This is a genomic window from Candidatus Bathyarchaeota archaeon, assembly GCA_026014725.1.
Taxonomy (GTDB): domain Archaea; phylum Thermoproteota; class Bathyarchaeia; order Bathyarchaeales; family Bathycorpusculaceae; genus Bathycorpusculum.
In genome coordinates this window covers 292,986-306,204 of the sequence record JAOZHV010000044.1, presented here as the reverse complement: position 1 = coordinate 306,204, position 13,219 = coordinate 292,986, and the positions used below count along the sequence as shown (strand labels likewise).

Sequence of the window (13,219 nt, the reverse complement as noted above, 5' to 3'; positions counted from 1 at the left end):
GGTAGGCGACCGCTAATGGTTATGGAAGTTAATTTCGTTTGTTGTTAATTGTTGCTTGAGCGTTTCAATTAGGTTTTGCAGTTTGACGCTTAATTCGACAGGATAAATAGAAGCGTTGGTTAGCGTCTTGTATTTCTTTGGTAATTTAGCAAGGTTTTTTGCGGCTGTTTCGCGGATTTGGGTTAGTGATGGTAATTTGTAGGTTAGTTTGCCTTTTTCCATTACTTTAATCAATAGTGGTTCTCCGTCTATCTTTTCGTCGGCTAAGGCGATGATGTCTTTTTTGAAAGTGCTGTCGTGGTTGGTGAATCTGTAGACTTGTTTTCTGCCTGGGAGGGTAATTTTGTCTTTGCTTAATTTCATGATGGGTGCGTAGATGCCGTCTGTTGTCATGGTTTCGCATAGTTTGTAGATGACGTCAAGGTAGGGTCGGTCGGCTGATGTGCCCATCTTTGTGCCGACGCCGAAGGCGTCGATTTTTGCGCCTCCTTTGAGTAGTTGTGCGATTTTGAATTCGTCTAAGTCGCCGCTTGCAAAGATTTTGACGTAATTTAATCCTTGTTCGTCGAGGATTTTTCTGATTTTTTTGCTGTTTTTGAGCATGTCGCCGCTGTCTAGTCTGACTCCGCCGAGTTTGTGGCCTTTTGCTTCGAGTTCTTTGGCTATTATGGTGGCTTTTTCTGCGCCTGTGATGTCGTTGTAGGTGTCGATGAGGAGTGTGGATTTGTTTGGGAAGGTTTTGGCGAAGGCGCGGAAGGCGTCGATTTCTTTGAGGTATGACATGATGAAGGAGTGTGCCATGGTTCCGAAGACGGGGATGTTGTATGTCATGCCTGCTAGGACGTTGCTTGTGCCTTGGCATCCTGCGATGTATGTTGAGCGTGCTACTTTCATGCCTGCGTCGATGCCTGGTTCGCGTCGTAGGCCGAATTCGATGATTGTTTTGCCGTTGGCTGCGTGGATTACTCTTGAGGCTTTGGTTGCTATGGTGGTTTGGAGGTTTATGGTGTTTAGGAGGAAGGTTTCGATTAGTTGGGCTTCTATGATGGGTGCGGTGATGCGGATTAGGGGTTCGTTTGGGAAGGCTATTGTGCCTTCTGGGATGGCGTGTACGTCTCCTGTGAATTTGAAGTTTTTTAGGTAGTTTAGGAAGTTTTGGTTGAAGCCTTGTTTTTTGAGGTATGTGAGGTGTTGTTGTGTGAATTTGATGGTTTGTAGGTATTGGAGTGCTTGTTCTAGTCCTGCGAAGAGGAAGTATGAGCGGTTTTGTGGTAGGCGTCTTATGAAGAGGTCGAATGTTGCTGGTTGGAAGTTGTTGTTGTCGTAGTAGCTTGCGCACATGGTTAGTTCGTAGTAGTCGGTGAAGAGGCTCATGTTTTCCTCTTTTAGGTAGTCTAGAAAATGGTTCATGCGCTAGTAGTGGCGGTTTGGTTGATTTATTGCTTTCTAGGTTTTGGTTTTTTTGTTTTTCTTTGTTGGTGTGAGTGCATGTTTTGAGCGTTTTAGAATCCACAAGAAATGTTGAGTGGCAATGAATGGTGCAATGCAGTTGGGCACTAGCATGACCCAGTGGGATTTTTCTTTCGCCCGTCAACTCTAAGCCAAGCCCAAACCAGCCCTATAAACAATTTTGGCATTCAAAAAACCATTTAAAAAAAGCCAAACAATCAACCGCAATGTGTTTTTGCTGCTCTGCACCCTACCCCTATCCCCCTATAAAAAGCAATTTGGGCGGTTTACTACGACCAACAAATAGGTGACTATGGTTGCCTTTGAAAATTTTACCACGACCATTCCAGATGGGCAATGGCTTCCGTAATGGTCGTAGTAGCAATGGTCGTAGTAAATTAACATGCTTTTGGAGCAATTTTGCGCCAATAAGATACCCCATTAGGGTGTAGTGCAATGGTTAAGTATTAGAATCCAAATATGCCTGCCCCACAGCCGTGAAGGAGCAGATTTCACCTACCCCCTATAGGTTTATACATAGAACCTCTATTAGGCTCCAAATATGCTTGGTCTGTAGCCTTGTGGAGCGTCGTTTTGACCTACCCCTCTATAGTTTCTGCATAGAAGTTCTAATAGCATCCAAATAGGATACTAATAGACGCCAAATAGGTTGGTGAGCCACGCAAAAATTGTACAGCCAGCCGATGGGTTGGCTTTTAGCACCTCTCCATTTTTAAAGCGTGATTTGTGTTTTTTTGGTGGCAGAAGGTTCTTAAGTTGGACTGTGCATTAGTGTGACTGTGGTTTAGTTGTCCCGTGTTAGAGTTAAACGGAAAGGTCAAGTAACCATCCCCCAAGAATTGCGCACCAAATTCGGCATAGAAGAAGGAGCAATCCTAGAAGCTAGTTCGGAAGACGATAAAATTGTGCTCAAACCATTGCCGCCCTTAGAGCCTGGCGAACCCGTTGGTGAAGAAGAATTTAAAAAAATTCTTGCTGAGCTTGATGAGCGTCGGAGAAACTGGCGTTGACCTGTGTCGCTGATACTCGTCTTTTGTTTTTCTTGGAAGTTCCCGCCACTGCTGAAATGGGTAGAAAAGCTAGAGATTTTTTGGAAAAAGAACTCAGAGGGCATCTGTTGGTTCCTACAGTTGTGTTGGCTGAATTTGTTGAAATTGCGGGTGCGAGAATTGGTCAGGAAGCTGCTGAAAACAAAATACGATTATTAAAAGAGCGTGGGGTGGAAGTCGTGCCGTTAGATGAAGAGCATGCATTAATCACTGGTGGTCTGTTGCTGTCAAATCGAAAAATACCGCTTGCTGATGCTATAATCGCTTCATACGTGAAAAATGGCGAAGCTGACTATGTGTTAACTGATGACCCGCATTACAAAACATTAAACATAAAAACAAAATGGATACCATAGTGCGGTGGTTGGTTTTTTTCTATTTTAAGTCAAAGATATTTAGCAATTCATGAAGCACAGTGTCAACATGCCATCGATACAGAAAGGTGAAAGTTTGCCTTCTGTGCCTTGTCTTATGCAGAGTGTTTTCATGTTGCATTTTGGGCAAATCTGGCTGACTAATTGGTCTTGACTGGTTTCTAGGAGGTTATTTTCTTTGAAGGTTTCAAAGGCTAGTTTTAGGTATTTGCCTTCTGCTATACGTGGCACGCCGTATTTGGCTGCTTCAACGCCTGCTTGTATGGCGAAGTGCTCGTAGAGGCGTCTGGCTCCTTTTTGGGAGTTACAACTTTTGCATATCCAAACGAGGTTTTTTTCGGTGTTTGGACCGTGGAATTTCTGTGGCAGTAAATGTTCAAGTGTTAGGTTTGTTGTTGCGCCGCAGAAGATGCATTGGTCAGAATGCTCCCTTTCTTTAACGTATTCTCGGATTTCGTTCCAAAAGATTTCCCCTTGCTTGAGCTCCTTAAACCTGTTCATGACAAAACCATAATCTTTCTTTCCGATCCCTGCTGATTGGGCAATAATTTTTGCATACTGCCAAAAAATCAAGTCTTTAACACTTTTCACAGCTGCTGGCGGCAAAGCATTTACCCCTCAAAAACAAATTATAGGTTTCATCTTTTAGCGTTTTCCTATTATAAAAAGGCGCTTTTGGAAGAGGGGGTTGCCTTACGCTTTTACTACGTACAGGATGAGTGTTTTGTCGTGGCGCTCTGTTACTACGTGCAACCAAGAGGGTTCAATGTACGTAGTAGCCTACAACATAATGCTTGGATTACTAAACAGAACCACAAGGAAGCCTATTGAAATAAACCTGAGGATAGATTCAGAAGCCCGAACTTTGGCTCCTAGACTCTGTGGATATATTGGAAACATCACGTGATGAGTTGAAAGCCGTGGAAGTCGAATTGAATATTATATACAATAATGTAACAAATGAAACACGACAGACAACTTTTATAAAATATCCCAAGTATACTGAGTTCATGTTACTTTTTGCTCCTCTGAATACAGGGCAAGGGGTTCTATTGAGGTCAATAGAGGACTTCAAATTGGCGAACCGAGCTGCAAAATATTTAAGAAAAGTCAAATCATAATCAATCTAACAAGCCTTAAATCTACATAGCGTAGAAATAGCATTGAGGTAAAAAAATGCCGGAGAAAAGGAAAGCAGTGGAAGCCAAATCGCATTTAATAAAAGTTACAGACACCTGTAAAGTAAACGATTCAATAACTATTGAGCGTTTCTCATTCAATTTTGATGCTGAAGTGCTTAAGAATTTAACCTCTGGTTCATGCATATTAGGTTCAACTGAAGATGATAAACAACCTCAAAAAGTTGCCATTTGTAAAGAAGGTAAAACAATTAAGATTTTCAAAATAGTTGACGAGAAGAAATAATCTATGGCAAATGACGATAATGAGAAGAAAATTTCGCTTAAATTGCCTCTAAACATAGACGTAAAAAATATCAAAATCCAAGAAAGAACGATATTGGAATTTGTACCAAACACCCTCAAAGAGGGGGAACCTATTATCGTCAGAACCAAAAAAAAACTTTGGGCTTTCTGAGCAATGCTTTGTAGTTTGTTATGTTGATGGGAAAATCTCAATAACACCTATTAGTAGTAAATAAAACGCTCCTCGCCCTTTTAGATTTTTATTTTCTGATAGGCATTCATTACGGCAACACTTCGACAATATTACCAGCAGTTTGCTACTTTCAAGTAATTGTACATCTAGAACCCGAGTAGGCGCGTGTGATTTAAATAGACTATTTAATAACCACTTACAGCGGAACCTCTCATGGATATCTTGCAATCAATAAGTTTAGGCTTAATCCAAGGCATAACAGAATGGTTACCCATCTCCAGTACAGGTCACCTAAGAATCGCCGAACACTTCTTTGGCTTAACCGTACCATTGCTCTTTGACGTAGTGCTGCATGTCGCCACGTTGTTTGTGATTTTGGTTTACTTTAGGGGCACCATCAAAAACGTACTCTCAGCACTTTGGAAACGAGATTTTCACTCGCAAGACGGCAAACTAATCATGCCTATAATCATCGGCACAATCCCAACAGCCCTCATAGCACTGCTGGCGGGCAACGAGTTAGACGCTTACTTTAACACTCTTGCGCTTTTAGGCGCGGGATTAATCGCTGGCGGCATAATCCTCTTCACAACAAAATTCACCACTGAGCGAAAAGACACCATAAGCTACCCAGTCGCGTTTTTAATCGGCGTAATGCAGGGCATATCCATCATCCCAAGCATTTCAAGAAGCGGCTTAACCATCGCCGTCGCCCTCCTACTCGGCATAAGAAGGGAAGTAGCTTTCAAATTCTCGTTTTTACTCTCGGTTCCAGCAGTCATCGGCGCCTTAGGCATGACACTATACCAAGAACACAACGCGCTGTCAATTGCAGGCATCGGCGCACTGGAACTGGTTGCTTCAGTAGCCATAACCGTGGCAGTTAGCTTTTTGGCTCTAAAGGTGCTATGGAAGAGTTTGGCAGCAAAGAAATTCTACCTATTCTCCATCTACTGCCTAATAATCGGAGCGGCACTTGTAGTTTTAGGTTTACTGGGTTTTTAGCCAAAACGGCTTACCCACAAGAAACTCAGTCAAGAACACGGCGAAATCCTCCTCGCGCTTGTAGACAGGCAACACTTCCTCATTAACCAGAACCTTGAAACTCTTACGGACAGACTTTGCAATCAACTCGGCAACACCAGCATTCTTCCCACCATCCGCAAGCTTCTCTTGCAAAAGAGCCGCAACATCCACGTTTTTCCGAGGCACCACGACCACCCAGCGACCATCCTCAACGTATGGACCAGAGACCACGCCCTTGCTGGCGGAATACTTTGCCAAGAACTTCTCGCATTCCTCTTCACGCTCAAGCGGTGGACCCAAATGCTTCTTAACGTTCGGCAAAACTTGCGCTTCCAGCTCAAAAACAAAGATGCTACGATTTTTCTCGTTACTCCAAACTGCATCCCTGAGAACCCTGTAATCATTTAACTCAATTAACTTGCGCAGTGAACGCTGTGAGCGGTAGAGTTGCCCCCACAAAACGTCTGGAACAGCATTCAACTGGTTAATCACCAAAAAAACCGTTGATGAACCGCGATTCTTCAGATTACGCCTGACCTTTACAGGCGACAGGCTTTGCCCTTCAGGCGGGAAGAAAAACGCTTCATCGGGCTTCTTCAGAAACGCCCTTGCCGCACCAATAAACGTGTAGAGTTTGTGAGGCTGCACTGCTGAAGCCACGTTTCTTCCCTTATCGACAGGGTCAACAATAACCAGTTGCTCTGGAAAAAGCAGTGGCAACTCTTTTTCTCTTTTGGCATAGAAACCTTCAATGTCAATTACTACTTGGCGATTGTAACCAGCAAAGGCTTCAAGAACACCCGCGAACGAACCAAACTTCATGATTAAAAGCTCGCACAGGTAGCCGCTAAAGCCGCCAACCTTAATCTCCGCACCATAAACACCAACACCAGCCATAAACGCTTTCAGAAGCCGAACGTCACCAAGCAACTTCTTGTCCAAATGCTCTTTGATGTAGTCAGTGTGGTAGGGTGTTCGGTCAGTTGCACTCTGCCACTCACCAGCCTTAGCATCATAACAAGGCACAATGTCAACGCGGTAACCGTCAACAAAAATTTCAAGGTAAGGATGCTCAGCAAAACGTTCAACCTGCACAGCACCGCCAGCGGCTTTCCTTGCAATCTTTAAGCCTACATCGCCAAGGTTTTCTCTTGGAATCGAAGTTGGCAGGCGCATGAATACGTCAATGTCTGGGTTTTCGCTAAGCCAAGTGTCCTTCGCAACTGAACCCTCAACACGCACAACAGCAGAAACGCCTTCACTTTGGCACGCCTCAGCAATTTTCTGCTCTAACTTGCGGCTTAGCGCCTCAATTTTGGCGCGTTCTTCTTTTTTAGGCGTAATTTTCGCAAGAACCCGCTTGGTTACTGTTTCAATTTTTTGCATGGCAATCATTTTTGTGGACAATATTCCCTAAGAGTCGAGTAAGTTGGACCTTGCGGTGAGAGCACACTTTTTTTAAGCCGCAAACAATCAGCACTAATCGCTCCAAAATCATAATTTGCCTTTTTCGTCACAAACTCTGCAAGTTGCTGCTTGTTTTTTCCTGACCGCACACGAGCAGTCGTTAAGTGTGGGCTGAAACCGTACGCATCCTTTGGAAAACCTAAACTTTGAATTTGCGGTTCCAACTGACTAAAAATGCTCTTGAGCTGTTCCGCACCCTGCGTCATACCAACCCAAACCACACGCGGATAACTCAAGCTGGGAAAAACACCTAAACCGCACAATTGAACCGTGAAAGGCGAAAACTTGACCTGCTTCATTGCTTCATAGACCTTTTCCACCATAGTGGGGCTGATGTCGCCAAGAAACCTCAACGTGACATGAATGTTCTGCGGCGCAACCATTTTGAGGTCTGCACCCGTTTCAACCAGCTGTTTCTGCACAGCACCTAGCCGAGCCAGAACCGCTTCGTTTTCCATATCAAACGCGATGAAACTTCTGATTCTCTCAGACATTCATTTTTCCTCAAAGCTATTTTTAACACGTAACCCGCATAAATGCTTTTTAATTCAAGAACAATATACAACCAAAAAAGGATTAACAGTATGAACGCTAACAAACTAGTCATCGGATTAGCAGGCATGCCTGGCTCAGGAAAATCTCTAGTCGTTGACACCGCACGCGAACTGGGCTACGACATTGTAGTCATGGGCGACGTAATTAGGCAAGAAACACAAAAACGCGGCTTAGAATTAACACCCCAAAACGTGGGCAAAGTCATGCTACAACTGCGCCAAGAAGGCGGAAACTACGTTGTCGCCCAAAAATGCATCCCAAAAATCCAACAACAAACCAGCAACAAAGTCCTCGTGGACGGCCTGCGAAGCCTCTACGAAGCCGACATATTCAAAGAGCACTTCTCAAAATTCATCCTCGTAGCCGTTCACTCAGCGCCAGAAACCCGATTCCACCGCCTCTACAACCGAGGCAGAAGCGACGACTCAGCAGACTGGAACGTTTTTCACGAGCGAGACATGCGCGAACTCAGCGTTGGCTTGGGCAACGTCATAGCGATGGCACAGGTGATGATAGTGAACGATAATAATGTCGAGCAAGTTAAGGCTAAAGTAAAAGAGGCACTGGAGAGGATTGAGGAAAAATGGCTCAAGTAACAATAACCGTTGAGGCAGAGGTCAACCCAACCGAAGACGAAGAAAAAGTCAAAGCGGCAGTAAACAATGTTTTAGCCAACGCCTCCATAACAATCAAGCCTGCCCACAAAGGCAGCGTCCTTGTCGCAGAAGCAAAAGGGCAAGAATCACTCACGAACCTGCGCAATCTTCTTCGCCAAGACAGAATCCGCGACGCCGCACGAAAACTACTCTTCAAATCCATTCGAGGAAACACGATTAACTTTTACCTAAACAAGCAGGTAGCTTTCGCTGGGCACGTCTCGTTCTCAGAAGAAACCGCAGAATCCCCACTTGGCCCACTCAAGTTCACCATCCAAACAGATAATCCACGCCAGCTAGTCGAGTGGCTGGCAGAAAAAACCACACAATAGAAGGATAATGCTTGGCTGAAAGGGCTCGGGTAACAAAAAGCGGCGCTGTCCTGCTAGGTGACAGTGTAGCCTGCGACGCTTTTGATGGCACAAGACCACTGCGGGTTGTGACGCATGCGCATGCAGACCATCTTGGCGGTTTACGCAAGAGTTTAAAGTGCTGCGAGAAAGTTTTGATGACCAAAGCCACACGTGACCTTGCCATGACACTTGACTGCTCGCTAAAGCTCAAAGAGATGCCAGTGCAATGTTTAGAGTACGGAAAAGTCCTCAAGTATCGTGATGAACGAATCAGACTTGTCAGGGCTGACCACATTTTAGGCGCCTCGCAAGTGCTGCTTGAAGATGCTGGCGGCATACGTATCGTTTGGACAGGCGACTTCAGATTGGACGACACGCCAGTTGTGGACTGCGACGTGCTGGTGGTTGAGGCAACGTATGGTAGCCCATCGTGCAGGCGCAACTTTGGCGTTGATGTGCGAAAACTTTTGGTTTCTATGATTGAGAGACGTTTGCGCGGCGGCGCAGTTTACGTGTTCGGCTACCATGGCAAACTACAAGAAGTTATGCAGCTTTTACGTGACGCAGACGTTGCAGTGCCGTTTGTCATGCCAGAACGAGTTTATGAAGTTACCAAAGTCTGCGAGAAACATGGCATGCGTCTTGGTGACGTGTCGCTTTCCTCTTCAGCAGAGGGGCATGAGCTTTTGGACGGCAACTTGCCGTGCGTAGCATTTTATCATATGAATTCGCGTCAGCACGTGGGTTTGCGGAACGCACGGATTTGCGTAAGCGGTTGGGAGTTCAGCAAGCCTTGTCGGCAAATCGGTGACCGCGAATACCTTGTCGCATTAAGTGACCACTCGGACTTTGATGGGTTAGTTGAATACGTTAAGCTTTCAAAAGCTAAACAGGTTATAACTGACAATTACCGAAGCAACGGTGATGCGTTGGCGAAAGAGATTAACAAGCGGTTAGGTGTTTCTGCAGTTGCCATGCCAAGAAGTTCGGGGCAAACAACTTTATAGGCAATAGTGTTTCTGACTGTGGATTAGTTAAAGCTTAAAAGCGAAAAATCAAAACTACTCACACACCTCAAAGGAAGATGTAATGGAGAATGGTCAAGTCGTCAGTAATCTCGGGCTTCTACAAACTCTCACCCAAAGAGCGATTAGCAATTGTTAAGGCTTTCGCAGGCTTAACGGACGAGGAAGTCTGTTTGCTGGAGAACACTGGTTCCTTGTCGATGGAAAACGCGGACCACATGGTTGAAAATGTCATCGGTGTTTTCCCTGAACCGTTAGGTGTCGCCGTTAACTTCCTAATCAACGGTAAAGACTACCTTATTCCAATGGCTACTGAAGAGCCAAGCGTTATTGCCGCAGCCAGCTATGCAGCAAAGATGGTTCGTGATGGCGGAGGCTTCCGCACAAGTAGTACCACACCTGTTATGATTGGACAAATTCAAGTGGTTAAACTTGAAGATGCCCAACTGGCAAAACAGTTGGTTTTGGAGGCTAAAGAGGCAATTTTAAAGAAGGCAAACGACCAAGACCCAGTTCTCAACTCTTTTGGCGGCGGCGCTAAAGACTTGGAGGCAAGAATTATCGATACGAGGATGGGTCAAATGTTGATTGTACACTTGTTTGTGGACTGTCGAGATGCAATGGGTGCGAACGCTGTTAACACTATGGCTGAGGCAGTTGCGCCGATGATTGAGGGACTTACAGGCGGGCAGGTGTATTTGCGGATAATCTCCAATTTAGCTACGAAACGGCTGGCGAAAGCATGGTGCACCGTGCCCAAGGAATCATTAGGCGGAGAAGCAGTCGTAGACGGCATTGCTTATGCTTCAGCTTTTGCTGAGGCTGACCCATATCGAGCAGCTACACATAACAAAGGTGCAATGAACGGCATAATCGCTGTGGTTTTAGCGACGGGAAACGACCACCGCGCAATTGAGGCAGGAGCGCACGCTTACGCAGCATTAAACGGTGCCTACACCACCTTATCGAAATGGACGAAGAATGCAAGCGGTGATTTGGAGGGGGTTATTGAGTTGCCGATGGCTGTTGGCTTAATTGGCGGTGCTGTGAAAACGCATCCTATCGCGCGGATTGCCATGAAAATTTTAGGTGTCACATCTGCTAATGAGTTTGCGGAGGTTTTGGCGGCTGTTGGCTTGGCTCAGAACCTTGCCGCTTTGCGTGCGTTAGCGAACGAGGGTATTCAGCGGGGTCACATGTCGCTTCATGCAAGAAATATCGCCATCACCGCTGGCGCAAAAGATGAACTGATAGATTTAGTAGCTGCACAAATGGTTCAGGAACGGAAAGTCCGCGTTGACCGCGCTAAAGAAATCCTCGACCAACTAACCAAAAAACAATAAACTGCAACATTTTAACGATGATTTTGGATTTATGTTGCTCTGCCATAGACCCTATCCCCCTATATAAAGCAAGTTTAGGTGCTGGGTTGCTGTGGCGGTTTTACTACGACTATCAAGGAGTTAGCTATCGCGGTACTTGGGAGTTTTACTACGACCAACCCATGAGAGCAACAGCAACCGCAATGGTCGTAGTAACGGATGGTCGCAGTAAAAACAACAAAACCAACAACTAAAAAATTCCAAAACACCAACCTACCCCTCTATAGGTTTCTGCAATGAGTTTCTAATATGCTCCAAATATGTTGGTGAGCGTTCGTTTTACTACGTACATGGCTTGCGGCAGGTTTACCACGTACATTAAGGGTCTTGGTTGTACGCAGTAACAAGCAGCATTCAATTGTTTGTAGTTAAATCAATGGTAACAGACCCTATAGGTTTAGGTGCATAAATTTAATATTAGGATGCAAAATATGTTCACTGCGTCAGCAACCTGAATGTAAGCAAAGTCAAAAGTTATAGGTTGAACTTATATCTAAACCACGCTTAACAATAAGCCAGAAGTGCGCTGTATGGAAAAGTTTCGGTTAGCTGTCTTCAACACCCAACCGCCTCACCTGTACTTTGGAGGCGTAGAGCGTCGCATAATCGAAACTGCCAAGCGGTTGCAAAACCAAGCTGACATCACCGTTTACAGCGGCACAAAAGCAGGCTTCACAACGCCAACAACAATAAATGGAGTCAAAATAGTTCCCTGCCCTTCCACCGACAAGCTTTATCCCATAGACAACTGGTATTTCAACCGCAGCTTAACCAAAAAAGCCAGCGAGATAGACGCTGATGTTTATGAAGCTCATGCGGTAAGCGGCTATGGTTTTCCCAAAGCACTCCATAAACTGGGCATCAACAAGCCATTCATACATACAATCCATGGGGTTCTGGCTGATGAGTATGAGCAAGCAAAGAAAAACGGTTACCAAACCTTCCGTAGCAGGGTTGCTAATCGATTTATGCGAAGGCTTGCCAACTTAGAAGCACAAACAGCTAAGGATGCAACGCTTATCATTACAATAAGCAAGTATTCACTGGAAAAAATTCAGCGCCATTACCGTGTTGAGCCAAGTAAGGTTCGGATTGTCCCAAACGGTGTTGACGTAGAGAAATTTAAGCCCATATCGAATGTTGAGGCAGTAAAAGAGCAGTTCGGCTTAGGCAATGAGCCATGTGTGCTTTTTGTCGGAAGTTTAATTCCGCGGAAAGGCTTGTCTTTTCTGGTTGAGGCTGCTAAAAAGATTGTAGCCGAATATCCTGTAACGAAGTTTTTAGTTGTCGGTGAAGGTTCCCAAAAAAAAGAGTTGACAGCCACTCTGCAGGCTGCTAATCTTTTGGGTAACTTCATGTTTATTGGTAACGTGAAAGAAGATTTGCTTGGTGCACTCTACAACTGCGCTGACGTGTTTGTTTTGCCATCGATTCAGGAGGGGCAAGGCATAGTGTTGCTTGAAGCGCAGGCGTCAGGTAAGCCTGTTGTTGCTTTTGATGTAGGCGGCGTCAAAGAAGCTGTCCGCGACGGAGAAACTGGCTTTTTAGCTAAGCAAGGAAGTGTTGATGCGTTAACGGATGCCTTGCTTAAGCTTCTTTCAGACAAAACTCTGAGAGAAAAGATGGGTGCTAGCGGTCGCAAGTTTGTCTCTGAAAACTTTACTTGGGACATTTGCGCCCAAAAAGTGCTCAACGTTTACAGAGAAGTGCTGTCAACATGAGAGGTTAACTGATTTTGCCAGCTTTTTTAAATCGTACTCGCTCATCCACTCAGTCCTTAAGTATGAGCAGATTCGTTCCTCGCTCAAACCCAGCCGTCTTGCCTCTTGTACGACGTAGCGGTAAGCTTCTATTTCTGTGGGTCGTTCTACATAATCGTATCTTGTGTCGAAGAGTTCTCTGCCTTCTAAAAATTGTTTAACATGGTAGAGTTCGTGAATTAAATCTAAGTAGATGTCTGTTTTGTTGCCTGTTGTTAAGTAGTTTTTGCTAATAACCAAGTGACCATCTGAGCCGTCTACGTACATGTAGCCGCTCACCCAGCTAAGCTCTACCACAAGATTGCGAAGAACCTCGCTGGTTTTTTCTCCGAAAATCCCCTGCACAGCGGGAATGTTTTCAAAGCCTTTAAAATAATCCGTAAAAATGACCTTGGGGTTTCCGATGCCCAATATGTTAACAGGTAGTTTTCTGAGCTGGCGCAGGATTCGAAACAGCATGTATTCTACTGGCGACACAGCACTGA

The 13,219-nt window shown here is 45.0% G+C and carries 16 protein-coding genes; 11 read left to right on the top strand and 5 right to left on the bottom strand.

The features are described 5' to 3' along the window. Positions 1-12: 12 nt before the first annotated feature. Positions 13-1,410: a nicotinate phosphoribosyltransferase gene (locus NWE95_09110; GenBank protein ID MCW4004052.1), complete on the bottom strand. Its 1,398-nt coding sequence runs from the start codon at positions 1,408-1,410 to the stop codon at positions 13-15. Between the two features lie 848 nt (positions 1,411-2,258). Between NWE95_09110 and NWE95_09105 the strand changes: the two genes are divergently transcribed. Further along, the gene (locus NWE95_09105) at positions 2,259-2,480 is read left to right on the top strand and encodes an AbrB/MazE/SpoVT family DNA-binding domain-containing protein (GenBank protein ID MCW4004051.1); all 222 of its coding nucleotides are present in this window, start codon (positions 2,259-2,261) and stop codon (positions 2,478-2,480) included. 56 nt (positions 2,481-2,536) lie between these two features. Next, positions 2,537-2,875 (top strand): PIN domain-containing protein, encoded by a 339-nt coding sequence (locus NWE95_09100; protein MCW4004050.1) that lies wholly within the window; start codon positions 2,537-2,539, stop codon positions 2,873-2,875. Between the two features lie 39 nt (positions 2,876-2,914). Here the strand turns inward: NWE95_09100 and NWE95_09095 are convergent, their stop codons facing one another. Next, positions 2,915-3,499 (bottom strand): HNH endonuclease, encoded by a 585-nt coding sequence (locus tag NWE95_09095; GenBank protein MCW4004049.1) that lies wholly within the window; start codon positions 3,497-3,499, stop codon positions 2,915-2,917. Between the two features lie 118 nt (positions 3,500-3,617). Here NWE95_09095 and NWE95_09090 point away from each other — a divergent pair, with 118 nt between their 5' ends. The 3 genes from NWE95_09090 to NWE95_09080 all read left to right on the top strand — a co-directional run bounded on the left by NWE95_09090 (position 3,618) and on the right by NWE95_09080 (position 5,515). After that, positions 3,618-3,800 (top strand): hypothetical protein, encoded by a 183-nt coding sequence (locus tag NWE95_09090; GenBank protein ID MCW4004048.1) that lies wholly within the window; start codon positions 3,618-3,620, stop codon positions 3,798-3,800. A 269-nt stretch (positions 3,801-4,069) separates the two neighbouring features. Further along, positions 4,070-4,318, top strand: a complete 249-nt coding sequence (locus tag NWE95_09085; GenBank protein ID MCW4004047.1) for a hypothetical protein — start codon at positions 4,070-4,072, stop codon at positions 4,316-4,318. Positions 4,319-4,723: 405 nt separating this feature from the next. Beyond that, a complete protein-coding gene (locus NWE95_09080) occupies positions 4,724-5,515 on the top strand; it encodes an undecaprenyl-diphosphate phosphatase (protein MCW4004046.1) in 792 nt (263 codons plus the stop codon). On the opposite strand, the gene cca is transcribed toward NWE95_09080, so the two are convergent. Both cca and thpR read right to left on the bottom strand, forming a co-directional pair. Continuing rightward, the gene (gene cca / locus NWE95_09075) at positions 5,501-6,922 is read right to left on the bottom strand and encodes a CCA tRNA nucleotidyltransferase (protein MCW4004045.1); all 1,422 of its coding nucleotides are present in this window, start codon (positions 6,920-6,922) and stop codon (positions 5,501-5,503) included. The two genes, NWE95_09080 and cca, sit on opposite strands and share 15 nt — an antisense overlap. A 5-nt stretch (positions 6,923-6,927) precedes the next feature. Next, positions 6,928-7,497: an RNA 2',3'-cyclic phosphodiesterase gene (gene thpR / locus NWE95_09070; protein ID MCW4004044.1), complete on the bottom strand. Its 570-nt coding sequence runs from the start codon at positions 7,495-7,497 to the stop codon at positions 6,928-6,930. Between the two features lie 90 nt (positions 7,498-7,587). Here thpR and NWE95_09065 point away from each other — a divergent pair, with 90 nt between their 5' ends. The 6 genes from NWE95_09065 to NWE95_09040 all read left to right on the top strand — a co-directional run bounded on the left by NWE95_09065 (position 7,588) and on the right by NWE95_09040 (position 12,695). Beyond that, positions 7,588-8,154, top strand: coding sequence for an AAA family ATPase (locus NWE95_09065; GenBank protein MCW4004043.1), 567 nt, complete (start codon positions 7,588-7,590; stop codon positions 8,152-8,154). Further along, positions 8,142-8,546: a hypothetical protein gene (locus tag NWE95_09060; protein MCW4004042.1), complete on the top strand. Its 405-nt coding sequence runs from the start codon at positions 8,142-8,144 to the stop codon at positions 8,544-8,546. Before NWE95_09065 ends, NWE95_09060 begins: the two co-directional genes overlap by 13 nt. An 11-nt stretch (positions 8,547-8,557) precedes the next feature. After that, positions 8,558-9,574, top strand: a complete 1,017-nt coding sequence (locus tag NWE95_09055; GenBank protein ID MCW4004041.1) for an MBL fold metallo-hydrolase — start codon at positions 8,558-8,560, stop codon at positions 9,572-9,574. A gap of 89 nt (positions 9,575-9,663) precedes the next feature. Next, a complete protein-coding gene (locus NWE95_09050) occupies positions 9,664-10,935 on the top strand; it encodes a hydroxymethylglutaryl-CoA reductase, degradative (GenBank protein MCW4004040.1) in 1,272 nt (423 codons plus the stop codon). Positions 10,936-11,021: 86 nt separating this feature from the next. Then, positions 11,022-11,168 carry a hypothetical protein gene (locus tag NWE95_09045; GenBank protein MCW4004039.1) on the top strand — a complete coding sequence of 49 codons (147 nt, stop codon included), beginning with the start codon at positions 11,022-11,024 and terminating at the stop codon, positions 11,166-11,168. 336 nt (positions 11,169-11,504) lie between these two features. Beyond that, positions 11,505-12,695: a glycosyltransferase family 4 protein gene (locus NWE95_09040; protein MCW4004038.1), complete on the top strand. Its 1,191-nt coding sequence runs from the start codon at positions 11,505-11,507 to the stop codon at positions 12,693-12,695. On the opposite strand, the gene NWE95_09035 is transcribed toward NWE95_09040, so the two are convergent. Continuing rightward, positions 12,687-13,211 carry a hypothetical protein gene (locus tag NWE95_09035; GenBank protein MCW4004037.1) on the bottom strand — a complete coding sequence of 175 codons (525 nt, stop codon included), beginning with the start codon at positions 13,209-13,211 and terminating at the stop codon, positions 12,687-12,689. The two genes, NWE95_09040 and NWE95_09035, sit on opposite strands and share 9 nt — an antisense overlap. Positions 13,212-13,219 lie beyond the last annotated feature (8 nt).

What these genes read in the sequence shown, in the direction of transcription:
- NWE95_09100 (MCW4004050.1), top strand. Translation starts at nt 2,537, where the DNA reads ATGGGTAGAAAAGCTAGAGATTTTTTGGAAAAAGAACTCAGAGGGCAT.
- NWE95_09050 (MCW4004040.1), top strand. Translation starts at nt 9,664, where the DNA reads ATGGTCAAGTCGTCAGTAATCTCGGGCTTCTACAAACTCTCACCCAAA.
- NWE95_09110 (MCW4004052.1), bottom strand. Translation starts at nt 1,410, where the DNA reads ATGAACCATTTTCTAGACTACCTAAAAGAGGAAAACATGAGCCTCTTC.
- cca (MCW4004045.1), bottom strand. Translation starts at nt 6,922, where the DNA reads ATGCAAAAAATTGAAACAGTAACCAAGCGGGTTCTTGCGAAAATTACG.
- NWE95_09085 (MCW4004047.1), top strand. Translation starts at nt 4,070, where the DNA reads ATGCCGGAGAAAAGGAAAGCAGTGGAAGCCAAATCGCATTTAATAAAA.
- NWE95_09065 (MCW4004043.1), top strand. Translation starts at nt 7,588, where the DNA reads ATGAACGCTAACAAACTAGTCATCGGATTAGCAGGCATGCCTGGCTCA.
- NWE95_09080 (MCW4004046.1), top strand. Translation starts at nt 4,724, where the DNA reads ATGGATATCTTGCAATCAATAAGTTTAGGCTTAATCCAAGGCATAACA.
- NWE95_09060 (MCW4004042.1), top strand. Translation starts at nt 8,142, where the DNA reads ATGGCTCAAGTAACAATAACCGTTGAGGCAGAGGTCAACCCAACCGAA.
- NWE95_09040 (MCW4004038.1), top strand. Translation starts at nt 11,505, where the DNA reads ATGGAAAAGTTTCGGTTAGCTGTCTTCAACACCCAACCGCCTCACCTG.
- thpR (MCW4004044.1), bottom strand. Translation starts at nt 7,497, where the DNA reads ATGTCTGAGAGAATCAGAAGTTTCATCGCGTTTGATATGGAAAACGAA.